Consider the following 23,896-nt stretch of genomic DNA (forward strand, 5'->3'; position numbering starts at 1 on the left):
GGCCCTTAACCCGGCGCAGTTTTGTCCCGATAAAGCTCGAGGATACTGGAGAAATCCTTGTTCTCCTGGCCCAGGCTCGCGTGCAGGTTGAAGAGGTTGCGGGCCAGGGCCCCCATGGGCACGGCGCTGTGGGCATGTTCCGCCAACGCCATGGCGAGCCCCAAATCCTTGACCATCAGCCGGGTCATGAAGCCCCCCTGATAGCCACGCGACGCCGGCACGTTCTCCATCACCCCGGGCCAGGGGTTGTAGCGCTCAAGGCTCCAGTTGTTGCCCGAACTCTTGCCCATGATGGTGGATAGCACGGCGGGATCCAGCCCCTCCTTGACCCCGAGCGCCAGCGCCTCGGCGGTGCCGGCCATGTGGATGGCGAGCAGCATGTTGTTGCACATCTTGGCGATCTGGCCGGCGCCGAGGGCACCGGCGTGAAACAGGTTCTGCCCCATGCAGGCGAGCACGGGTCTGGCCGCTTCAAAATCCGCTTGTTCGCCGCCGACGATGAAGGTGAGCGTGCCCGCCGCCGCGCCAGCCACGCCCCCCGAAACGGGGGCATCGAGAAAACGGATGCCGCGCGCCTTCGCCGCCGCCCCCACCTGACGGGCCGAGGCCACGTCTATGGTGGAGCAGTCGATGACCAGGGCACCGGGCGACAGGGCCGCCAGCAGATCCTGGCCACCCCGCTCACCGGCACTCTCCCCCAGCCAGAGGCTGCGCACGTGCTCGCCCGCCGGCAGCATGCTGATGACCAGCTCGCAACCGCTCACCGCTTCCCGGGCATTGCCGGTGGCGAGGCAGCCGGCCTCGATGGCGCGGGTCAGGCTCTCGGGCACCAGATCAAACACCTGCACCGTGTGCCCCGCCCTGGCCAGGTTGGCGGCCATGGGGCCCCCCATGTTGCCAAGCCCGATAAACCCAATCCTTGTCATGGTGTGCTCCTTGTGTGTGATCGCACGTCAGCGGGGGCGCAAGAGGTTGTCACCCTCGGGCCAGCGATAGAAGGCATCCAGCCAGGCCTCCCCCTTCTGCGGGGCCTGCCAGCGGGGTGATTTGTCCTTGTCGATGAGCAGGGCCCGTACCCCTTCCACGAAGTCCCCTCTGAGCACGCAATTGACCGAGAGGGCTAGCTCGTCGGCAAACACCTCGGCCAGGGACTGGCGCCGTGCCTGCCAGAACTGGCGCCAGAGAATGGCGCGGCTGATGGGGCTGCCGCGAAGGCAGGTCTCCCGCCCCTGAACCAGCGCCGGTTCGTCCAGCCCGGCGGCCTCGAGGCGTGCCAGCACCCCTTGCAGGGAGCGGCCAGCCAACAGCGCATCGATGCGGGCTTGGTGGGGCAGCAGTACGGGAGGCGGTAATGCCTGACCAGGGGCCTCCTGCAAATCGGTGAGCAGCGCCTCGATCTGCTCGCAGGGGTCGCCTGCGGACCAGTCGAGGGCGGCGAGGCGCACCGGCAGTTCCACCCGCTCGCGGCTCCCCATGGCATGATCCGCGAGCCCCAGGCCGATGGCATCCGCCCCGTTGAAGCGGGCACCGGTGAGGCCAAGCCAGAGTCCGAGCCGCCCCGGCATCCGGCTCAAAAACCAGCTGGCCCCCACGTCCGGATAGAGGCCTATGGTCACCTCCGGCATGGCGAACAGACTCTTCTCCGTCACCACCCGAAAAGCGGCCCCGGCAAAGAGGCCTATGCCGCCCCCCATGCAGATGCCGTCCGCCACGCAGACAAGGGGCTTGCCGTAGCAGTGGATGTGATGATCGAGCCGGTACTCCTGCAGGAAGAAGTCGCGGGCATAGCCGAACAACTCAGAGTGGTTCGCCTCCTGCTTGCGGTAATAAAAGGAGCGGATGTCACCACCGGCGCAGAATGCCTTCTCGCCGGCCCCCTGCAGCAGCACGCAGACGATGGCCGGATCCTGCTCCCAGCGGGTCAACGCCCCCTGCAACAACTGGATCATCTCAAGGCTCAGGGCGTTGAGGGAGGCGGGGCTGTCCAGAGTCAGCATGCCGATGTGGCGGCCATCCGCCGTGGGGCGGGTCTCGATGCGCACGGGCTCACTCATGGTCGGCCCCCGCAGACCGGGTATCTGCCCCTGCGACATGGCGGGTCGCCATCAATACCTCATTCATCCTTCACTCCCTCACTCTTTCGGCCTGGATTGGTCGTAACGCCAGCGCGGGGCCCGCTTCTCGAGGAAGGCCGCCACCCCTTCGCGCTGGTTGGCATCGTCAAACAGGGCGAGAAAGAGGCTGCGCTCGAGTGGCAGCGCCGCGTCCCTGTGGGTGCTTCGCCCCTGATTGATGAGCTGTTTGCAGGCGCGCAGGGCGCTCGGGCTCTGGCGCTCCACCAGCTGGGCCATCTGCTGCGCCGCCTCCCAGGCGTGTCCCTCGGTCACCACCTCCTCCACCAGCCCCATCTCGTAGGCCAGGGTGGCGCTCACCTTCTCGCCGCAGAGGATCATCCGCTTTGCCCAGCCCGGCCCCACCAGCTCGGTGAGGCGCTGGGTGCCGCCAGCACAGGGCAGGAGCCCCACCGAGGCCTCCGGCAACCCCAGCTTGGCCTGCTGCTCGGCGATGCGGATGTCGCAGGCCAGCGCGACTTCGAGCCCCCCTCCCATGGCATAGCCGTTGATGGCGGCGATGCTGACCCCGTGAAAGCGGGCCAGCGCCTCGAAGGCGTGGCCAAAGGCCTCGGCCACCTCGCGGGCATGCGCCAGGCTGCCGTCGGCGAACATCTTGAGATCGGCGCCGGCGCAGAAGAATTTCTCTCCGGCACCGCGGATCACCAGGGCCACCACGTCGGGGCGACCATCCAGCTCCACCATCATCTGCAAGAAGGCTTTCAGGCTGGCGAGCGTCCAGGTGTTGGCGGGTGGGTGATCGAGGGTGATGTAGGCCACGTGGCCGTGATATTCGAGCCTGATCCTTGTCATTGCGTTGTCCTTGTCAAAAAAACTGCTCCATGATGACAGGGTTGAATGGAGCCAACCTGCACCTGGCTCACAAAGCCTGAGGACGCGCCGACTGCGTCCTCAGAGCAGGCCCCTCCCGCTACTCCAGCGACAGGCCGGGGTCGGCCAGCAGGCGGCGGGCGATGATGAGCCGCATCACTTCATTCGTCCCTTCCAGAATGCGGTGCACCCGGGTGTCGCGCAGATAGCGCTCAAGCGGATACTCGCGGATATAACCATAGCCGCCAAAGAGTTGCAGGGCGTCGTCGCAGATGCGGTGACCCACATCGGTGGCAAAACGCTTGGCCATGGCGCACCAGGCACTCTTGTCCGGGCTGCCCTCATCGAGTTTGGCGGCCGCCTGGCGCACCAGCAGGCGGGCGGCGGCCAGCTCGGTGGCCATGTCGGCCAGGCGAAACTGCACGCTCTGGAATTCGCTGATCGGGTGTCCAAATTGCTGACGCTGGCGCACGTGCTCCAACGCGTCGTCCAGGGCCTGCTGGGCGGTGCCCAGCGAACAGCTGGCGATGTTGATGCGCCCCCCATCGAGCGCCTGCATGGCGAACTTGAACCCTTCCCCCTCCTCCCCCAACCGGTAACGGGCGGGAATGCGCACGGCATTGAAGTTCACCTCCCGGGTCGGCTGGCTGTTCCAGCCCATCTTCTCCTCCGCCTTGCCGTAGCTCACGCCGGGGGTCTGGGCTGGTACCATGAAGGCAGAGATCCCCTTGGCCCCCTCGCCACCGGTGCGGGCCATCACCACCAGCACGTCTGTGCTGCCGGCGCCCGAGATGAACACCTTGCTGCCATCGAGGAGGTAATCTTCGCCATCGCGCACGGCGCGGGTCTTGAGGGCCGCAGCGTCGGAGCCCGCCCCCGGCTCGGTGAGGCAGTAGGATCCCAGCAGCTCGCCGCTGGCCAGCCTGGGTACCCACTCCTCGGCCACCTCGGCAGGCAGCCAGCTGCCCAGCATCCAGCTCACCATGTTGTGGATGGTGAGATAGGCGGTGGTGGAGGTGCAGCCCATGGCGAGGCGCTCGAAGATGAGGCTGGCATCGAGCCGGCTCAGGCCCAGACCGTCATACTGCTCCGGGGTATAGAGGCCACACAGGCCCAGCGCCGCCGCCTGCTTGATGGTGGGGATGGGGAACTCGTGCTCCCTGTCCCAGCGCGCGGCATGGGGTTTGAGCGCCAGATCGGCGAAGGCGCCGGCCGACTCGACACAGGCCCGTTGGGATTCGGTCAGGGTAAAATCCATCTTGTTCGCTTCCTTTGTACTTGTTCCGTCGATCCGTTGCTGTCAATGGGGGCACCCGGGCAAAGTGGGCAACCCCTGCCGTCAGCGCAGCTGAATGGTCATATTGGGGCCGCTGGGAATGTCTTCGTCGAACCATCGTTCGGTGACCGTCTTGGTCTCGGTGTAAAAACGCACCGCCTGCTTGCCGTAGGCGTGCAGATCCCCGTAGAAGGAGCCACGCCAGCCGGTGAAGGAGAAGAACGGCAGCGGCACCGGGATGGGCACGTTGATCCCCACCTGGCCCACCGCCACCTCGTGGCGGAACTTGCGGGCGGCGGCGCCACAGCCGGTGAAGAGGGAGGTGCCGTTGCCATAGGGGTTGGCGTTGATGAGGGCAAGCGCCTCATCCAGGCTCCCCACCTCGAGGCAGGCCAGCACAGGCCCGAAGATCTCCTCCCGGTAGATGCGCATCTCGGGGGTCACGCCGCGAAACAGGGTCGGTCCCACCCAGTTGCCCACCGGGTAGCCGGGTACGTCGCAAAAACGGCCGTCCAAGAGGCACTCGGCTCCCTCGGCAATCCCCGCCTCGATAAGCCCCTCCACCCTGACTTTCGCCTCCGGGCTGATAAGGGGGCCATAAGCCGCCTCGGGATCGTGCCAGACGCCGGGTTTCACCTTGGCGAACTCGGCGGCGAGCTCGGGGATCCACTCCCGGGCGTTCCCCACGAACACCGCCACGCTGATGGCCATGCAGCGCTGACCGGCGGCGCCGACCCCGGCCCCCACCAGGTTGCCGAGTACCTGCGCCTTGTTGGCATCCGGCATGATCACCATGTGATTCTTGGCGCCGACAAAACACTGGGCGCGCTTGAGCTGCGACGTGGCACTGCGATAGACGTGGCCGCCGACCCGGGCCGAGCCCACGAAACTGACTGCCTTGACATCGGGATGGGCCAGCAGCGCATCCACCTGCTCGGCGCCGCCATGCACCACCGACAGAATGCCCCTGGGGGCCCCCGCCTCGGTAAACAGCTCGGCCAGGCGCATGGGGGTGAGCGGATCCTGCTCGGAGGGCTTGAGCACAAAGCCGTTGCCGCAGGCCACCGCCAACGGGAACATCCAGAGCGGGATCATGGCCGGAAAGTTGAACGGCGTGATGCCGACGCAGACCCCGAGGGGCTGCACCCAGGAGTGGCCGTCGACCCTGCGCGCCACGTTGCCCATGGTCTCCCCCAGGGTCTGGCTGGCAATACCGCAGGCCTGCTCCACCACCTCGATGCCGCGCCACACATCCCCCTTGGCATCCGCCAGGTTCTTGCCGGTTTCCTGGGCCAGCAGGGTCGCCAGCTCGTCATGATGCACTTTCAACAGATGCTGGTAGTTGAACATCACCCGGGCCCGCTCGGAGGTCGGCACTTCTCGCCACAGCAGATAGGCGTCGTGAGCGGTGCGCACCGCCAGCTCAATTTCCGCAGAGGTAGCTTTCGGCACCCGCGCCAGCAGATGCTGGTCCGCCGGGTCGGTCACCTCGATCCACTCGCCGCTTGCGGACGGACACGCCTCGCCACCGATGTAGAGCGGCAGATCCCCGTACTGGGTGTGATGCTGGCTCATGCCCCCCTCCTGGCCCGTTGGCAGGCGATGGCAGGCCACTGCAGGCCGGCCACATCCATGTTGCTGTTGCACATCCTGTTCACTCCTTGCGCTCCTCTGCCCGGGTAGCCCTTGCGGCGGGCTGCCATCGAATTTACCTTAGACTAACAACTCATTTACGTTTACGCTAACGTAAACTTGAATCACGAATGGACTGACCAGTCATCACCCTGATGGCAGGGGAATCGGCAGTCCACTGCACCAAGGAGAGCACGGATGCATGCCCTGATGGATGAAACCCTCCAGGCCCTGACCGAACAGGTCGAGGCTTTCTGCCAGAAAGTGATCGCACCGCGCGCCAGCGAGATCGATCAGAGCAACGCTTTCCCCCGGGATCTCTGGCCCCGCATGGGTGAGCTGGGGCTGCACGGCATCACGGTGGCGGAGGAGTATGACGGGGTGAACCTCGGCTATCTGGCCCATGTGCTGGTGATGGAGCAGGTGAGCCGCGCCAGCGCCTCGGTCGGCCTCTCCTACGGCGCCCACTCCAATCTCTGCATCAACCAGATCCACCGCCACGGCACCCCTGATCAGAAGGCGAGATATCTGCCTGATCTGATCAGCGGCAAACACGTGGGGGCGCTGGCCATGAGCGAGCCGGGCGCCGGCTCCGACGTGGTGAGCATGCGCCTCACCGCAGTGCGCGAGGGGGATCACTTCGTGCTCAACGGCAACAAGATGTGGATCACCAATGGGCCCGATGCCGACACCTTCGTCATCTATGCCAAGACCGATGCCGCCGCCGGGTCCAAAGGTATTTCCGCCTTTATCGTCGAAGCGAGCACCCCAGGTTTTTCCACCGCCCAGAAGCTCGACAAGCTCGGCATGCGCGGATCCAGTACCTGCGAGCTGGTGTTCGACAACTGCCGGGTGCCGCAGGAGAACCTGCTGGGCCCCCTGCACGGCGGGGTCAAGGTGCTGATGAGCGGTCTGGACTACGAGCGGGTGGTGCTGGCGGCCGGGCCCCTTGGCATCATGCAGGCCTGCATGGACGTGGTGCTCCCCTATGTGCGTGAGCGCAAGCAGTTCGGTCAGGCCATCGGCGAGTTCCAGCTGGTGCAGGGCAAGCTCGCCGACATGTATACCCGCCTCGCCAGCAGCCGGGCGCTGGTCTACTCGGTGGCGAGCGCCTGCGATCAGGGCCGCACCAGCCGCAAGGATTGCGCCGCCGCCATCCTGTTTGCAGCCGAAAATGCCACCCAGATGGCCCTCGATGCCATCCAGCTGCTCGGCGGCAACGGCTACATCAACGAATACCCCACCGGCCGCCTGCTGCGGGACGCCAAACTCTACGAAATCGGCGCCGGCACCTCGGAGATCCGCCGCTGGCTCATCGGCCGCGAGCTGATGGGAGAGAGCGCATGAGCAGGATCCACTCCCGTCTCGACACCGCGAGCCCCGACTATGAGGCCAATCGGGCCGCCATGCAGGCACTGGTCGACGATCTCAATGCCCGCCTGGAGGAGATAGCCCAGGGCGGGGGCGCGGCCAACAACGCCCGCCACCAGGCCCGTGGCAAGCTGCTGCCCCGGGCTCGCATCGACCAGCTGCTGGACCCGGGCTCCCCCTTTCTCGAACTGTCGGCGCTGGCCGGCTGGCAGGTCTATGACGAACCGGTGCCCGCCGCCGGCCTCATCACCGGCATCGGCCGGATCTCTGGGCGCCTGTGCATGCTGGTGGTGAATGACGCCACCGTGAAGGGCGGCACCTACTACCCGCTCACGGTGAAAAAGCACCTGCGCGCCCAGGCCATCGCCGAGCGGCTGCGCCTCCCCTGCCTCTATCTGGTGGATTCCGGCGGCGCCTTTTTGCCGATGCAGGACGAGGTGTTCCCCGACCGGGAGCATTTTGGCCGCATCTTCTACAACCAGGCTCGCATGTCGGCCCAGAGCATCCCCCAGCTGGCGGTGGTGATGGGGCTCTGTACCGCCGGGGGCGCCTACGTGCCCGCCATGGCGGATGAATCCATCATGGTCAGGGAACAGGCCACCCTCTTTCTGGCGGGCCCGCCCCTGGTCAAGGCCGCCACCGGCGAGGAGATCAGCGCAGAAGCCTTGGGCGGCGCCGAGGTGCACTGCGTCCACTCCGGGGTGGCGGATCACATGGCCCGGGACGATGCCCATGCCCTGGCCATCGCCCGCACCCTGGTAAGCAACCTGGGGGACAACCAGACGGCGGCGTCACCCGCCCCATCCGCTCCCTCCTATGATGAGCCGCACTACCCCATCGAGGAGCTCTACGGCCTGGTGGGCACCAGTCTCAAGCGCCCCTATGACGCACGAGAATTGATCGCCCGGCTGGTGGATGGCTCTGTGTTTGACGAATTCAAGGCGTTGTTCGGCACTACCTTGGTGACGGGTTTTTCCCGCATTGAGGGCATGCAGGTGGGGATCCTCGCCAACAACGGCGTGCTGCACAGCGACAGCGCCCAGAAGGGAGCCCACTTCATCCAGCTCTGCAACCAGCGGGGGATCCCGCTGCTGTTTCTGCAAAACATCACCGGCTTTATGGTGGGGAGTACGGCGGAGAAAGAGGGGATCGCCAAGCACGGCGCCAAGCTGGTGACCGCCGTGGCCTGCAGCCGGGTGCCCAAGATCACCCTGATCGTCGGCGGCAGCTTCGGTGCCGGCAACTACGGCATGTGCGGGCGCGCCTATGAACCGGATTTTCTCTTCAGCTGGCCCAACAGCCGCATCTCCGTCATGGGGGGTGAGCAGGCGGCCGGGGTGCTGGTGCAGGTGCGCCGGGACAAGCTGGCCGCCGAGGGCAAGACTCTGGGCGAGCCGGAGGCGGCCGCCATTCGCGCCCCGGTGATCGCGCAGTACGAGCGCCAGGGTCACCCCTATTACGCCAGTGCTCGCCTGTGGGATGACGGCGTCATCGACCCGGCCCAGAGCCGCACCGTGCTGGCCCTGGCGCTGGCGGCCTGCCAGGGGGCCGAGCCGGGCCCCGGGCAGTACGGCATCTTCCGGATGTAAGGAGTTCATATGTCAGACCCGCTCTTCAACGATCCCCTTGCCCATTTTCGCCTGGAGCGCCACGGCCCGGTGATCGAGCTGGTGCTCGCCCGCCCGGCCCGTCACAACGCCCTCGATGCCGACCTGATGCAGGGGCTGCTCGACTGCCTCGGCGAGCTGGCCCACAGCCAGCCCCTCGCCGACCGCCCCCACGTGCTGCTGCTGCGCGCCGAGGGGCCGCATTTTTGCGCGGGCGCCGATCTCGAGTGGATGCGCAAGATGGAAGGGGAGGCGTTCGACCCCCGCGCCTTTGACAAGAATCGCGAGGACGCCCGTGTGCTGGCCCACCTGATGCAGGCACTGGACGAGCTGCCCTTCCCCACGGTGGCCCTGGTGCAGGGGGCCGCCTACGGTGGAGCCTTAGGCCTTGTCTGCGCCTGCGACATCGTGCTGGCCAGCGAAAATGCCCGCTTCTGCCTCTCCGAGGTGACCCTGGGACTGGTGCCTGCGGTGATCAGCCCCTACGTGGTGCGCGCCATGGGGATGCGCCAGGCTCGCCGCTACATGCTGAGCGCAGAGCCTTTTGATGCCATCACCGCCTGCCGACTCAACGTGGTGCACAGGCTCAGCCAGCCTGATCAGTTGCTGGCGGAGGGACGCGCCATGGCCCTGCGGTTGTGTCGCAACGGCCCCCAGGCGATGAAGGAGACCAAGCGGCTGCTGGCCGCCCTCGAAGGGCGCCCAGGCCACCAGCACGAAGAGCAGACCGTCGAGACCATCGCCCGGGTACGGGTCGGCCTCGAGGCCCAGGAGGGGATCCAGGCCTTCTTCGACAAACGCCCCCCAACATGGCGCCCCCGTTTCAAGGACGAAGCATGACTCAATACCACCCCATCAAGCACCTGCTGATCGCCAACTGTGGTCAATATAACGGGAGTGTGGATCAACACGCTTCGCACTTGTGCGCCTTGAACAACAGGGAGGCAGCATGACCCATCACACTCCCATCAAGCGCCTGCTGATCGCCAATCGCGGTGAAATCGCCGTGCGCATCATCAAGACGGCACGGCGCCTCGGCATTCACACCATCGCCCTCTACTCGGACACCGACGCCCGCGCCATGCACGTGCGCGAAGCCGACGAGGCCTGGCATCTGGGGCCGGCCCCCGCCCGGGAGAGCTACCTCGACACCGGCAAGGTGCTCAAGATTGCCAAAGAGGCAAATGCCGACGCCATCCACCCGGGCTACGGTTTTCTCTCCGAGAACAGCGACTTTGCCACCGCCTGCGAACAGCGGGGCGTGCGCTTTGTCGGCCCAAGCGGCGCCGCCATCCTCGCCATGGGGGACAAGTCGGGGGCCAAGGGGCTGATGCAGGCAGCCGGCGTCCCCGTGCTGCCCGGTTATCACGGCGAGGATCAGCACCCCGACTTTTTGCGCGATCAGGCGAGCCAGGTGGGCTTCCCGCTCCTTATCAAGGCGGCCAGTGGCGGCGGTGGCAAGGGGATGCGCCGGGTCGATCAGCTGGCCGACTTTGACGACGCCCTGGCGGCAGTCAAGCGGGAGGCGAGTGCCGCCTTTGGCGACGACCATGTGCTGCTGGAGCGCTATCTCCCCCGCGCCCGTCACGTGGAGGTGCAGGTCTTTGCCGATGCCCTTGGCAACGCCATCTATCTGGGGGACAGGGACTGCTCCTTGCAGCGCCGCCACCAGAAGGTGATCGAGGAGGCCCCCGCCCCCGACATCTCCCCTGCCCTGCGCCGTGCCATGGGCGAGGCGGCCGTGGCAGCTGCCAAAGCCATCCACTATCAAGGGGCTGGCACCATCGAGTTTCTGCTATGCGGAGAAGAGTTCTTCTTCATGGAGATGAACACCCGGTTGCAGGTGGAGCACCCGGTTACCGAGGCCATCACAGGCCAGGATCTGGTGGCCTGGCAGCTGGCGGTGGCCGAGGGCAAACCGCTGCCCCTCACCCAGGATGAGGTGGTGCTGCGCGGCCACGCGGTGGAGGCGCGCCTCTACGCCGAGGACGTGGCCGCCGGTTTCCTGCCCGCGAGCGGCCCCATCCACTGGCTCACCTGGCCCAAGGGGGTGCGCATCGACACCGGCGTCACCGCCGGCGATGAGGTGAGCCCCTATTACGACCCCATGATCGCCAAGCTCGTCGCCCACGCACCGAGCCGCAGCGAAGCCTTTGCCACCCTGGCCGATGCCCTGGCAGCCCTGGAGCTCGGCCCTCTGGTGCACAACGGCCCGCTCCTGCAGCGCCTGTGCGAAGCGCCAGAGGTGCTGGCGATGCGCCACCACACCCAGTGGCCCATTCCCACCGACACCCTGCCCGTTCCGGCGCTCGCCTGGCCCCTCGCCACCCTCTGGCTCGCCACTTGCGAGCGCGATGCCTCCCCCTGGCAGCAGGCCGCAGGCTTTCGGCTAGGCCCCACCCGCCGCTTTTGCGCCACGGTGCGCATCGGCGAGGAGACCCGCACTCTCACCCTCGCCGAGCGAGGGGGCGCCCTGCTCTGGCAGGGCGAGCAGATCCCGTTTGAACTCGGGTCAGATCAGATCCGCCTGTGCCAGAGTGGACATTGGCAGCGCTATCCGGTGCAGCCCCTCGGCGAGGGTGCCTATTTGCTGCACCTGGCGGGCAGACGCATCCGCTTCTCGCTCGATGATCAGCATCATCAGCTCCACCATGATCACGACACGAGCCATGTCCCGGGCATCCTGGCCCCCATGCACGGCATCGTGGTGGCGTTGCAGGTCGAGGCCGGCCAGCCGGTCAGCAAGGGGCAACCCCTTCTGGTGCTGGAGGCGATGAAGATGGAGCACGTCCTCAAGGCCGACCGGGACGGGGTGATTGAGGCCCTGCAGTGCCGCCAGGGGGAACAGGTGAGCCAGGGCGCCGTGCTGGTGCGCTTTGCCGAGGACCATACCGCGCAGGAGGAGCGCTCATGAGCCACACGCACGAGAACCGGGACGACAAGGTCAGCCTGGTGGAGATGGGGCCGCGGGACGGCCTGCAAAATGAAGCTGCGACCCTCTCCCTGGCGCAGCGGCTGGCGCTCATCGCCCGCCTGGCCGAGAGCGGGTTGCAGCGCATCGAGGTGGGGGCCTTCGTCTCTCCCAAAAAGGTGCCGCAGATGGCGGATTCCGCCGCACTCTTTAACGCCCTGCCGCGCAGGGGGCCGACCCGCTATGGCGCCCTGGTGCCCAATCTGCAGGGTCTGCAGGCCGCCATCGCCGCACGCGCCGATGAGATAGGCCTCTTCACAGCCTGCTCGGACGGCTTCACCCGGGCCAACATCGGCATCAGCGTGGAGGAGTCCCTGGTGCGCTTTGCCCCCCTGGTGCAGGAGGCGCGCAGCCTCGGCATCAAGGTGCGCGGCTACCTCTCCACCGTCATCGCCTGCCCGTTCGACGGCCCGACCCGCCCGAAACGGGTCGCCGCCCTGGCCGAGCGGCTGCTGGATCTGGGCTGCCACGAGATATCCCTCGGCGACACCATCGGTGTCGGCACCCCGGGCACCGTGGCTCCCATGCTGGATGCGGTACTGCACGAGATCCCGGCGGGCCGGCTTGCGGTTCATTTTCACGACACCTACGGCCAGGGGCTGGCCAACCTGCTGCCGGCGCTCGAGCGCGGCATCCGCACCATCGACTGCTCGGTGGCCGGGCTCGGCGGCTGCCCCTATGCCCCCGGCGCCTCCGGCAATGTGGCGTCGGAAGAGGTGGTCTATCTGTTGCACGGCCTTGGCATGAGCACCGGCGTCGACCTCGACCAGCTGGCCGCCACCGGCCAGTGGGTGAGCGAGCAGCTGGGGCGCCCCAACGGCTCACGGGTCGGCCAGGCCCTGCACGGGAGGGGACGGCGCCTCGCACAAGAGCGCGAGCAGCGCACCCCGGGAGGCCATCATGAATCATGAACCCGGCCCTTGCCGCTGTGCCAGGACCCCGCCAGCTCATCAGGAGGGCGCACCATGAGAGCCAGACACGCCAGTGGCAAGGAGAGAACCTACAGCATCTCGGAGCTGGCCCAGGAGTTCGACATCACCCCCCGCACCATCCGCTATTACGAGGACGAGGGGCTCATCACCCCGACCCGGGAGGGGCAGACCCGTATCTACAGCCACAAGGACAGGATCCGCCTGAAATTGACCCTGCGCGGCAAGCGCCTCGGGTTCAGCCTGGCGGAGATCCGCGAGCTGTTCGACATGTACGACACCGACCGCTCCAGCCGGATGCAGCTTCACTCCATGATCCAGCTCATCGAAGCCAGACGCCACTCCCTGCGCCAGCAGCTGGAGGACATCCAGATGGTGATGGCCGAGCTCGATGCCGCCGAGCAGCGCTGCATCCACTCCCTCGGCGGCTTGAAAACCGACGGGGATTGACAGACTCTGGGGGTATCTCGCCCCCGGTATCCCGGTTTTCCAGTGGATATCCGCAGTGGCAGGCCCTGACCCGGCAACCCCCTTGTTCCCCACATCGCCCGTCACGGCATGCCGGACAGACTGGGCGGTTTGGGCAAGCGGCGAGGTGGGGCAAACGGGGAAAATCCGGCCTTGGTCGCACAATAATTCCCCAGCCCGGTCAGAGTGCGGCGCACCTCATGAGTCCTTCCCATGAACCGGGCACGATTAATTGCTACCATATGCGCATCAAATGGAGACCATCATGCTCAAGCCTCTGCCCGCTCGTCTGCTGCGCTATGCCCTCTATCTTCTCGCGCTCCTGCTCATCGGCATCACCATCCTGCTCTGGCAGGCGCCGACCCTCATCCAGCGCCATCTCCCCGGCTGGCTTGCCACCCATTACGGTCTGCACCTCTCCCTTGGCAAGATAGAGGTGGGGATCCGCTCCCCCTCCCTCGTGCTGGGGCCCAGCGCCCTGCTCGATGACCAGCAGCAAGCACTGGTGTCATTTGAAGAGCTGAAGCTCATTCCCGCCTTGAAAGCGAGCTGGCAGCAGCGCGCCCTGGTACTGGAAGAGGCCACCCTGACCGCCCCCAGGGCAGATCTGGTGCGCCTCGAGGATCTCAAGGGGGAGGCACGCTTCAACCTGACCGATGCACTGGCCTCCCTGCTCTCCCCTGCGCCGGAGCAAACACCGCCAGCTAGCGCCGAGCCCGTGCTGGTGACCATCGGCAAGCTGTCCGTCGAGCAGGGCCGGCTCAGCTACCGGGACAGCCGCAAGCAGAGCAGCCCGGGGGGGGTGCCGCCCCTCACCCTGGACAAGCTCACCCTGCACCTGCCCGGCTTTTCCACCGCAGAGGGGGTGCTCAACCCCTATCGCCTGAGCGCTACCGTCAACGAGAAGAGCCCCCTCAAGGCCGAAGGGGAGTTCGACATGATGAGCGGTGCCGGCAAGGGCAACCTCAGCCTTGGCAAGGTGGCCATCGCCCCCTTCGCCCCCCTCTGGGCCCCCTATCTCAAGGCGACCCTCGCAAAAGGGGAGGCCAGCGCCGAGCTCGCCTATCGCCTCACCCAGGGCAAGCAGGGACTGGACTGGCAGTTGTCAAAGGGCAAGCTGACCCTGGCCAACTGGCAGCTCACACGCAACAAGGGGGAGGAATTTGCCCGCTTCAAGCAGTTGGCGCTGACCGGGATCCGCATCGATGGCAACAAGCAGCGCCTTGAGCTCGATGCCGCCACCCTCAAGAGCCCGGCCATCACCGCCGTCCTTGACCACCAGCAACAACTGGATCTCGCGGACCTGCTGCTCCCCCAGAAGACCCCCAAGGGGGGCAAACAACCGGCCACCCCCGCCAAGCCCTGGCAATGGGCCCTCAAGCAGACCCGCATCGACCAGGGCAGCCTCACCCTGACCGAAGCCACCAGCGGCAAGCCCCTGAAACGGGCCATCTCCGCCATCGCCCTCACCCTGGGGCCCCTTGGCAGCCAGACCGCCCAACCCAGCCCCCTCACCCTCAACGCAGCCCTCGACACCAGGACGACGGTGGCGTTTGACGGCACCCTGGGGCTGACCCCCTTCACCCTGAACGGCGCCATCCGCCAGCAGGGGCTGCCGCTCATCCTGGCCCAACCCTACCTGCAGGATCTGCTGCGCATCAGCGTGCGGGACGGTGAGCTTGCCAGCCACACCAGGCTGGACCTGGCCACCGACCGCCAGGGGGCCATCAGCAAGCTGGAGATAAGCGGTGGACTCGAGGTCGCGGGGCTCAACGTGCTGGATCGGGCCGACAACCAGCGCCTGCTCCAGATAGAAAACCTGCAACTGAGCGGCCTGCACTATGATGGCCTGAGCCAGCAACTGCGCATCGCCGACATCCTGCTCAGCAAACCCTATGCCCGCATCGAGATCAACGAAGAGGGGATCACCAACGTGCAGCAACTGCTGCTGCCGCAACCCGCCGCGAACGCCAGGGAGAGCGCCCCCGCCCCGCACATCGTCATCGATCAGATCCGTACCGCCCAGGGCAACCTGCGCTTCGCCGATCGCAGCCTGAGCCCGGAGTTCGTGGTGGACATCGCCTCCCTCGACGGCCAGAGCCGCCATATCAGCAACACCCCGGGGCAGCGCTCCGAGCTCGCCTTCAACGGCAAGGTGGACCGCTATGCCCCCGTCACCATCCGGGGGGGCGCCAACCTGCTCATCGAGGATCCCGTGCTGGATGTGGCCGTGGCCTTCAACAACCTGGAGCTCACCACCTTCACCCCCTACTCCAGCACCTATGCAGGCTATGCCATCGACAAGGGGCAGCTCTCCATGAAGCTCAACTACAAGCTGCAGGGCAACCGGCTGGAGGGGGACAACGACATCACCATCAAGAAGCTGCAACTCGGGGAGAAGGTCAAGAGCGAGCAGGCCAAGGATCTGCCCCTCGGCCTCGCCATCGCCCTGCTGAGCGATTCGAACGGCGTCATCAAGATGAACCTCAAGGTGAAGGGCAATCTGGATCAGCCTGATTTCAGCCTGGGCAACATCTTCTGGGACGTGCTCGGCAATACCCTCGGCAAGGCCATCACCTCCCCCTTCTCCCTGCTTGCGTCCCTGACGGGGGGCACCAAGGATCTCGACGAGCTCCCCTTCCTGCCTGGCGATCCCGCCCTGACCCCGACCCAGCAGACCAAGCTGACCACCCTCGCCCAGGCCCTCAAGGAGAGGCCCAAGCTCAGCATGAACATCCGCGGCAAGGTCAACTTCAACGAAGAGCGCCCCATCCTCCAGCGCCAGAAGCTTGAGCGGCTGCTGGCCAAGACCACCGGCAGCCCGGTGGATTTGACGCTGCTGGAGCAGGATCCCGCCATGCAATCCGCACTGGCAGAGGCCTATGAAGCCAAGTTCAACGAAGATCTCGGGGATCTGGCCGACCGGCTGCGACTCGATGAAGGGAGCGAAGCCCTGCGCGCCCAGGCGGTGCTCCTGCTGCGGGATCAGCAGCTCATCACCGCCAAGTCCCTACGAAACCTCGCCATGCGCCGCGCCCAGAACACCAAGGAGTATCTGGTGGATACCCAGGGCATCGCGCCGGAGCGCCTCTTCGTGCTCGACAGCCAGGTGAAGGAGACGGACAAGGAAGCCAAGGTGGTGCTGACCCTGGACAACTGATCCGGCGCCCGCCGGATGCCCCTCTTGTTTGCCCCAACGGCACATGGCCCGAGGGGCTCCCGCCCCTGACCCCTTCCATCAGGATATGTCTCTCGCTAGCCGTCCCGAACAATCCGGTTATCCCTTTATCCAGCATGTTGGCATGTCAAAATAGATGGCCCGATCAGATATACAGTGTCTAATCGGGCCAATCCTGAACACCCTCTCGCGCACGCCACAGGGCCAACCCCGCGCCCCCCTTACATTTTGAAGCGTCTTCACAGGAGCCCCCGTGCTGCCGTGTCTGCATGTTGAAGCCTCCGGCCACAGGGCAATCCCTTGGCCCAACCTCTTGCGTCTCGGTTTTTGTCATCTGGGCCCATGGCCCATCCCGCCTCTGGCTTTTTGACAAGGGCAGCCTCTGATCCTGCCCGTTAATCTTGCGCCCCTTTCGCCCGTGGCAGTCAACACGGCGCTCTTGCGGGTTTCTCTGGCGCCCCGCCCTTGTGTAGGGAACACGGTGGCGAGCGCGGGGTTGACGAGAAAATGGGGAGCGCAACGGACACTGCGATGGCAAGCGATACGGGAGGCCGATGCGCCACAAACAGGAGGGAAACACTCTGGTCTGATGGCATATGAACTCATTTTTCAATCAAGCCGCCATGACGCGACCACCCGGGGGCGCGTTTCCCTCACCAATCCCAGTCACCATCGTCGTTGCCGACTTTCATACCAAGGTGTCTTTTATACAAAATCGCAACGTTGAAAACGTTTTTCGTTCACCACTCGTCTACCTGAATGGCACGAATGGTTGGCCACTTAAACTTTCGTGTTCTTTTTTTACCATTTCTGTGTGTCCCCCCCTTGCCCGGGACCCTGAGCCTGCCTAAAATCGCGCGTCTTTTATCAACCCCACCTCTATTGTTGGAGAACACCACGTGAGCGAAAAATTGGCCAACCCTGCCCCTCTGGGTCTGATGGGTTTCGGTATGACCACCATTCTGCTGAACATCCATAACGCAGGTTTCTTCCCCATCAGCGCCATGATCCTGGCCATGGGTCTGTGCTATGGCGGTCTGGCCCAGATCATCGCCGGCATCATGGAATACAAGCGTGGCAACACCTTCGGTGTTACCGCCTTCATCTCCTACGGCACCTTCTGGTGGAGCCTGGTGTTCCTGCTGATGATGCCGGGCATGGGTCTGGCCGAAGCCACTCCCCACGCCTACATGGGCTGGTATCTGCTGATGTGGGGCATGTTCACCCTGTTCATGCTGGTAGGCACCATCAACTTCCCGCGCGTGAAGCAGTTCGTGTTCGCCTCCCTGACCGTGCTGTTCTTCCTGCTGGCCGCCCGTGACTTCACCGGCAGCACCCTGATCGGCACCATCGCCGGTTTCGAAGGTATCATCTGCGGCGCCAGCGCCATCTACCTGGCCATGGCCACCGTGATCAACGAGCAGTTCGGTCGCACCGTGCTGCCCATCGGCGAGCAGAAGAAAGCCGCTCCCGTCGAGCTCAAAGCCGCTGCCTAAGCACCCGGCGACATCGCTGTCACGAAAAAGGCACCCTCGGGTGCCTTTTGTCTATCTATGCGGTCTGAACTACCTTCTATTTCTCAGTGATTTACAGCACTACCACCCCTTAATACCCCTCAAAATGAGCCAAAGTGTGGACGCTATGTGGTCACGCCATCTCAAGCTTTCCCCTTAGCGGATTGAGCATCACCGCATCTTGGAGGTAGTCTGGTGCAAAATGGGCATAGACCATTGTCTGCTGAATATTGGCATGACCCAGGATGCGCTGAAGCGTAATGATGTTTCCACCATTTATCATGAAGTGCGTGGCGTAGGTGTGCCGCAATATGTGTAGTGCCTGCCCCTTTGGTAGCAACGGCTTAACCTCCTTGAGTGCCGTTCGGATTTCCATATAGTCCGCCTTTGGAAAAACTAGCCCTTTTCCTGAACTGGTAATCAACTGCTCTAACTCAGTTGAGATCGGCACCACCCTCTTGCGACCATTTTTGGTCTCAACGAATATCGCACGTTGATTAACCACATGCTCCGCGCGCAACTGAGCCGCTTCACTCCATCTTGCCCCTGTACTCAAACAGAACAGCACGATTTTATAGCTATCCCCTTCCAGCCCCTCTAACAGCGCCCTGATTTCGGAAGCGGTTAAATAACTCATGGCTCTTACGGCAACTTTCAGCTTTCGCAATTCCCCTAGAGGGTTGTCGCCATAAAAGAGCCCCGAGTCTATCAATGCAGAAAACATACCACTTAGACAGGCTATCTCACGGTTGATCGTGCTGGCCTTGTTCCCCTTCATGAGTCGCTGTGAGCGATACGCAGCAATGCGAGCAGGTTCAAGTTGAAAGGCGCAAACGTCGCCCAAACCATCGCTCACCCTTTCCATTTTCGCCCTATCTTCCGCACCCCATTTCTCATGCTGTCCATGGTAGGCCCACCACAACTGGATCAGCTCTAAAATTCTCCTCACATCCTTCGGCTTTTTCAGCCAAGCCTTATCATGTTGATTGGCCTGCACATAGCGTTCGAATGCGGTTGCTTCATGCTTCTTGTCAAACTTCCGCCTGATGCGCTTTCCGTTGCGCCCCTGCGGTCTCATGTCCACTTCATAACGACCATCATCGAGCTGTATGGAGATGGTATTCACCTGACAGTTGCCCACAAAAGGGAGTGGTCATACGGCTTCAAACCGGATAACAAAACGGTACCCCTACCGTGTTATCCGGAGTCACCGTATGACCACCAACGAGAAAGTAGCACGTCGCAAACTCAGCCTGCTAGAGCTCGCCAAAGAGCTCAATAATGTCAGCAAAGCCTGCAAGCTCATCGGCTACAGCCGTCAGCAGTTCTACGAAATTCGCCGTAACTACCAGACCTATGGCGCCGAGGGATTGCTCGACAAATTGCCCGGGTGTAAAGGGGCTCATCCCAATCGGGTCGCTCCTGAGATTGAACAGGCCATCCTCGATTACTCCCTCACCAGACCAACTCATGGCCAGCTGCGGGTCGCCCAAGAACTGGCTCTGCAAGGCATCAATGTCAGTGCGGGTGGTGTGCGTGGCGTGTGGCAACGTCACGACTTGCTCTCCAAACACGACCGCTTGTTGCGCCTCGAGAAAACCCACCGGGAGCAGACCATTGAGCTCAATGACGAGCAGATCCGCCTGTTAGAACGCTTCAGCCCCGAGTTTCGCGAACGCCAGATTGAGGTCCACTACACCGGAGAACTGGTGGCGGTTGACACCTTCTTCGTCAGCGCGCTCAAGGGGGTGGGCAAGGTGTATCTGCAAACCGTGCTGGACTGCTACAGTCGCCACGCCTGGGGACGGCTCTACACCAGCAAGCTGCCGGTGACCTCGGTTCATGTGCTCAATGAAACGGTACTGCCGTTCTTCGAAGCCCATGAGGCTCGGGTCTATACCATCCTGTCAGATAACGGGCGCGAGTTCTGTGGGCGCCCAGACCATCATCCCTACGAGCTGTTTCTGCAACTGGAGGGAATTGAACACCGGACAACCAAGGTACGCAGGCCGCAGAGCAACGGTTTTATCGAGCGACTGCATCGCACACTGCTGGATGAACACTTCCGTATCAAGGGGAGAACGACCTGGTATGAGTCGGTAGAACAGATGCAGACAGACCTGGATAGCTACCTGGAACACTACAACACCCAGCGGCCACATCAGGGCAGGATGATGGAGGGTCAGACCCCCTACAGCATGTTCAAAAAGGGTCTGAAATTGATACCGAAGGAAGTGCGCACTAAAGTAGCGTAAACAAGACACCGGTTTGAGGCCGGTGTCAGGTGATAACTAGATCTGTACACCACACAATGTAAAAAACACACTGGACAAAGGACCTAGAAGAGTATGATGATGCTGTTGAATTTAATGTCATAGATGCAGATCATCTGGTTTTATCCATATGCAAGCATTCAGTTTGTTAGACAAGAGCTATTGTATAGGAATTAGACGCCGCCATGGAACTAGTAAAGGATATAGCGAGTAATATATCTGTTGAGGCAAGAGATTTTTCTAACTGCATAGACGTCATTGAGCATGACTATAAAATTCTAGGGGTGGAAACTACAGTTAGACTTCATCATTTGAAGTTTGATGGGAATAAACAACCAATGGTAAAGGCTCTTGCGGATACATTATATGGATACATTATTGATTATTGTCTATCCGCTAAAAGTCGAAGTGGTAACTTGACAGCCAAGCAATATGCCCTACTAACTAAAGAGGCAAGATCACTATTTAGGCACCCAGAAGTAACTGATGAATCCCCAGATAAAACAGGTGAAGCTGGCGAGACTTTGCTTTACTTTTTGATTGAGGCGGTATTAAAAGCACCTCAAATGGTATCTAAAATGGAGTTAAAAACCAATCACAAGGATGAAGTAAAGGGATCTGATGGAATACACGCCAGGTGGAATGAAAAAATCAACATGGTGGATTTTTATTTCGGAGAATCAAAATTATATAAGAGCGTTTCATCTGCAATGGATTCTGCGTTAAAAAGCATTGATGCTTTCCATCAAGTACAAATGTACACCCATGAGTTTTCCATGGTTACAAAACATTTTAAATATGCAGATGAAGCAGTAAAGAAAGAGATTGGGGATTTGTTTGTTAATGGTAATCCTGGGGCTAATGTGAGAATAAATCACGCCTGCCTTATTGGGTACGATTTCAACGGTTATACTGACGTCGCTGGTGAACCACTAAGTATTTTATCAGAAAGTTTCAGGAGCAAGTTCCTCCAGGATAGCGAACGATTAATTAGTTTATTGCAAAAAAAATTCGATGTCTTCAGTAAAAAAAATTTAGTGTTCGAGGTTTTCTTTTTGCCTTTCCCATCCGTTGTCGACTTTAGAAATGCATTCAATAAAGCTTTGGATTGACTTTTATGAAAACAATATCGGTTTTGATAGAGCGCTTAGAAATCGTTAGCACCCAGAAGCAGCTTCCTGGTATTCAGGATGGGGAAGAAATAACCATTTCTAATTCTGATGTCGGAAGACTACTTGGTTATAGTTCGATACTATCTCTTTCTGATCTTTCAAAAGAAAAGGCTTTAGCATATGAGATCGTCACAAGGCTTTTAGAATTAAACTCCGAACTAAAGGACTCGATAACTACTTCAGCTGAAGTGATATTCTCCAGGTTAGGTAACTTCCCAGGCCGGGATTTACTGAGAGAGCGATTTCTAACATCAGAAGGAAAAGTTCCAAATTTCTTAAGGTTAGAATGTATATCTCGCGAAGCAGAAAACTCTATTTTTATAGAGCAAGAAAAGCCTATAAAACTCACTGACTTTCAATATGCATTTTTCAATTCAATGCAGGAAGAGAAATCATTAAGTGTTTCTGCACCTACATCAGCAGGAAAGTCGTTTGTATTAGGCTTAAACTTAGTTAAAAAACTTAAGGAACGAAGCTCTCAATGCATTGTTTATGTTGTACCGACAAGAGCATTAATCACCGAGGTTTCAACACGCATCAGAGACTCTCTAAGGAAAAATGAGTTAGAGAGTGTCATTATTAGAACGGCGCCCTTCCCTGTATCCAGTGATCGTTTAAGAAATGGCATTATTTATGTGCTCACTCAGGAGCGCTTGATGAGCCTTCTAACAAATGAAATTGATGATGTTCCAACTGTTACGTCCTTAATAGTTGATGAGGCACATGAAATACAGAAAGGGAAGCGGGGGATTTTACTTCAAAACTCTATAGATTTTTTATTAAAGAAATTCCCAGGGACGGAAGTTCTTTTTGCAAGCCCATTAATAAAAAATCCAGGTTACTTCTTAAACGTATTTAACCGGCTTGATAATGGTCGTTTCTTTACTGAAACTATTTCACCTGTTTCACAAAATATCTTATTGGTTTCAGAGGTAGCTAGAGCCCCAAATAAAATAAAAATAGAACTATTAAGCCAGGAAAAGAGAATCGATATCGGGATTAGAAGTATAAACTTTACGTTCCGAGGTAAGAAGGCATTACAAAAGGCACATTTCGCAAGATCTGTAGCTAAAAACAACGAATCAGCAATTATTTTCTCTAATGGGCCAGCTGATGCTGAATCCGTCGCTCGCGCATTAGCAAAACTAACAACTGGCTTTAAACCCAGTGATAATGTAATTGCTTTTATTGATTTCTTAAAAAAAGAAATACACCCAGAATACGCACTCATTGAATGCCTGGCACATGGGATCGGGTTCCACTACGGCAAGATGCCCTCGATTGTGAGAGCTGGGGTTGAATCCCTCTTTAAAAACGATGAAATTCTGCATATTTGTTGCACTAGCACTCTATTGCAAGGTGTAAACCTCCCTGCAAAACATATAATTATAGAAAACCCAAAATCTGGTGATAAACCAATGAATCGCTCAGACTTTCAGAATTTATCAGGAAGGGCTGGAAGACTGTTAAAGGAGTTCCATGGAAACGTCTGGTGTATTCGCCCAGGAGCCTGGGATGAGCATTCATATCAAGGAGAACCTTTACAGGAAATAACATCAGCTATAAGCTCAGTAATGTCTGACGGCGGCACAATTATTCAGAAGTTACTTAATGATTCCATTAGTAATAAGCATGAAATTGATAAAGCTGAAATGGCATTTAGTAAATTATATCAAGATTACCATATCTCCAATGACCAAAACTCTATTGAGGCCTATCGAACAGAAGGTAACTCCCAGTCACTTGATGAAACATTAGCCATCATATCTAAAGTAGAAATAAACGTCCCTATAGATATTTTGGAGAAAAACAAATCTATACGCCCTGATCATTTGCAGGCTATCTATGACCGCCTGAAAAAAGAGAAAAATATATATAGTTACATACCATTAAATCCATTCTCTAAGGGAGCAAAAGAGAGAATGGAAAGTATTATAGATATTTTCATTGAATGTTATGCATGGGAAATAAATCCACCCTACAAGAGACTGATTAGCTATTTGGCACATAATTGGATGTGGGGTAAACCATTAGGCGAGTTACTAGCTACCAGAGTGTCTTATGTTAGGGAGAACACTCCTAAGAACAGCATTCAAAAAAAAGATGCGTCAACAATTATACGGGAATACTTGGGCACTTTAGACCATGAGATTAGATTTAAACTTGTTAAATATTTTTCTGCATACATAGATGTTTTGAAGCATGTTTTGTTTACTAAAAACATCAGCTTGGACAAAGATATTGAGCCATATCATGTTTATTTAGAGTTCGGCTCATGCGATAGAAAAGCATTAAATATTATGGCTATAGGGCTTTCTCGCTTTACTGCATTACATCTTTCAAAATTAATATACGTTGATTATATATCATCTAATGTTGATGATTACTATGAAATAATAAAAAGAATACATATAGATAACTCATCAATGCCACATGTTTGTAAGCAAGAAGTATATCGAATGCTGGGGAGAGGTGGATAAAAATTATTAGCGACGAATAATTATAACGTTTCTAGGAGTGGGGCCGCGGCTACGCATACGTCACGAAATCTGTACAGATCTAG

Annotated in this window: 17 protein-coding genes; 11 read left to right on the forward strand and 6 right to left on the reverse strand. The window is 60.0% G+C overall.

Features of this window, described 5'->3' with window-relative positions:
• Nucleotides 1-5: 5 nt before the first annotated feature.
• The 5 genes from mmsB to AB5Y53_RS10025 all read right to left on the reverse strand — a co-directional run bounded on the left by mmsB (nucleotide 6) and on the right by AB5Y53_RS10025 (nucleotide 5,793).
• Nucleotides 6-926 (reverse strand): 3-hydroxyisobutyrate dehydrogenase, encoded by a 921-nt coding sequence (gene mmsB, locus AB5Y53_RS10005; protein WP_368181874.1) that lies wholly within the window; start codon nucleotides 924-926, stop codon nucleotides 6-8.
• Nucleotides 927-953: 27 nt separating this feature from the next.
• Nucleotides 954-2,054 carry an enoyl-CoA hydratase/isomerase family protein gene (locus AB5Y53_RS10010; RefSeq protein WP_368181875.1) on the reverse strand — a complete coding sequence of 367 codons (1,101 nt, stop codon included), beginning with the start codon at nucleotides 2,052-2,054 and terminating at the stop codon, nucleotides 954-956.
• A gap of 78 nt (nucleotides 2,055-2,132) precedes the next feature.
• Nucleotides 2,133-2,924 (reverse strand): enoyl-CoA hydratase, encoded by a 792-nt coding sequence (locus AB5Y53_RS10015; protein WP_041215244.1) that lies wholly within the window; start codon nucleotides 2,922-2,924, stop codon nucleotides 2,133-2,135.
• Between the two features lie 118 nt (nucleotides 2,925-3,042).
• Nucleotides 3,043-4,200, reverse strand: coding sequence for an acyl-CoA dehydrogenase family protein (locus AB5Y53_RS10020; protein ID WP_368181876.1), 1,158 nt, complete (start codon nucleotides 4,198-4,200; stop codon nucleotides 3,043-3,045).
• Between the two features lie 81 nt (nucleotides 4,201-4,281).
• Nucleotides 4,282-5,793, reverse strand: coding sequence for a CoA-acylating methylmalonate-semialdehyde dehydrogenase (locus AB5Y53_RS10025; RefSeq protein ID WP_368181877.1), 1,512 nt, complete (start codon nucleotides 5,791-5,793; stop codon nucleotides 4,282-4,284).
• Between the two features lie 255 nt (nucleotides 5,794-6,048).
• On the opposite strand from AB5Y53_RS10025, the gene AB5Y53_RS10030 reads away from it, so the two are divergent.
• From AB5Y53_RS10030 to AB5Y53_RS10065, 8 genes are all read left to right on the forward strand, one after another.
• Nucleotides 6,049-7,197: an isovaleryl-CoA dehydrogenase gene (locus tag AB5Y53_RS10030; RefSeq protein ID WP_368181878.1), complete on the forward strand. Its 1,149-nt coding sequence runs from the start codon at nucleotides 6,049-6,051 to the stop codon at nucleotides 7,195-7,197.
• Nucleotides 7,194-8,810 carry a carboxyl transferase domain-containing protein gene (locus AB5Y53_RS10035; protein ID WP_214004863.1) on the forward strand — a complete coding sequence of 539 codons (1,617 nt, stop codon included), beginning with the start codon at nucleotides 7,194-7,196 and terminating at the stop codon, nucleotides 8,808-8,810. The genes AB5Y53_RS10030 and AB5Y53_RS10035 overlap by 4 nt, the downstream gene beginning before the upstream one ends.
• 9 nt (nucleotides 8,811-8,819) lie before the next feature.
• Nucleotides 8,820-9,668 carry an enoyl-CoA hydratase-related protein gene (locus tag AB5Y53_RS10040; protein WP_368181879.1) on the forward strand — a complete coding sequence of 283 codons (849 nt, stop codon included), beginning with the start codon at nucleotides 8,820-8,822 and terminating at the stop codon, nucleotides 9,666-9,668.
• 109 nt (nucleotides 9,669-9,777) lie between these two features.
• The gene (locus AB5Y53_RS10045; RefSeq protein WP_368181880.1) at nucleotides 9,778-11,742 is read left to right on the forward strand and encodes a biotin carboxylase N-terminal domain-containing protein; all 1,965 of its coding nucleotides are present in this window, start codon (nucleotides 9,778-9,780) and stop codon (nucleotides 11,740-11,742) included.
• Nucleotides 11,739-12,710: a hydroxymethylglutaryl-CoA lyase gene (locus tag AB5Y53_RS10050; RefSeq protein ID WP_368181882.1), complete on the forward strand. Its 972-nt coding sequence runs from the start codon at nucleotides 11,739-11,741 to the stop codon at nucleotides 12,708-12,710. Before AB5Y53_RS10045 ends, AB5Y53_RS10050 begins: the two co-directional genes overlap by 4 nt.
• A 54-nt stretch (nucleotides 12,711-12,764) precedes the next feature.
• Entirely contained in the window at nucleotides 12,765-13,178 is a 414-nt protein-coding gene (locus AB5Y53_RS10055) for a MerR family DNA-binding transcriptional regulator (protein ID WP_010674587.1), read from the forward strand.
• Nucleotides 13,179-13,461: 283 nt separating this feature from the next.
• On the forward strand, nucleotides 13,462-16,356 hold the full coding sequence (locus tag AB5Y53_RS10060; RefSeq protein WP_368181883.1) for a DUF748 domain-containing protein: 2,895 nt from the start codon (nucleotides 13,462-13,464) through the stop codon (nucleotides 16,354-16,356).
• 917 nt (nucleotides 16,357-17,273) lie between these two features.
• The gene (locus AB5Y53_RS10065) at nucleotides 17,274-17,870 is read left to right on the forward strand and encodes a GPR1/FUN34/YaaH family transporter (RefSeq protein WP_069651183.1); all 597 of its coding nucleotides are present in this window, start codon (nucleotides 17,274-17,276) and stop codon (nucleotides 17,868-17,870) included.
• 151 nt (nucleotides 17,871-18,021) lie between these two features.
• Here AB5Y53_RS10065 and AB5Y53_RS10070 read toward each other — a convergent pair whose 3' ends face one another.
• Complete coding sequence (locus AB5Y53_RS10070) at nucleotides 18,022-19,014, reverse strand: tyrosine-type recombinase/integrase (protein WP_368181884.1); 993 nt, start codon at nucleotides 19,012-19,014, stop codon at nucleotides 18,022-18,024.
• 88 nt (nucleotides 19,015-19,102) lie between these two features.
• Between AB5Y53_RS10070 and AB5Y53_RS10075 the strand changes: the two genes are divergently transcribed.
• From AB5Y53_RS10075 to AB5Y53_RS10085, 3 genes are all read left to right on the forward strand, one after another.
• Nucleotides 19,103-20,143, forward strand: coding sequence for an IS481-like element ISAs19 family transposase (locus AB5Y53_RS10075; RefSeq protein WP_368181886.1), 1,041 nt, complete (start codon nucleotides 19,103-19,105; stop codon nucleotides 20,141-20,143).
• A gap of 203 nt (nucleotides 20,144-20,346) precedes the next feature.
• Nucleotides 20,347-21,273 (forward strand): DUF1837 domain-containing protein, encoded by a 927-nt coding sequence (locus tag AB5Y53_RS10080; protein ID WP_368181887.1) that lies wholly within the window; start codon nucleotides 20,347-20,349, stop codon nucleotides 21,271-21,273.
• A gap of 5 nt (nucleotides 21,274-21,278) precedes the next feature.
• Nucleotides 21,279-23,813: a DEAD/DEAH box helicase gene (locus AB5Y53_RS10085; RefSeq protein WP_368181888.1), complete on the forward strand. Its 2,535-nt coding sequence runs from the start codon at nucleotides 21,279-21,281 to the stop codon at nucleotides 23,811-23,813.
• Nucleotides 23,814-23,896: the final 83 nt, after the last annotated feature.

Origin of the sequence: Aeromonas sp. R7-5 (genome assembly GCF_040908015.1) — a bacterium.
GTDB classification, from domain to species: Bacteria; Pseudomonadota; Gammaproteobacteria; order Enterobacterales; family Aeromonadaceae; genus Aeromonas; species Aeromonas caviae.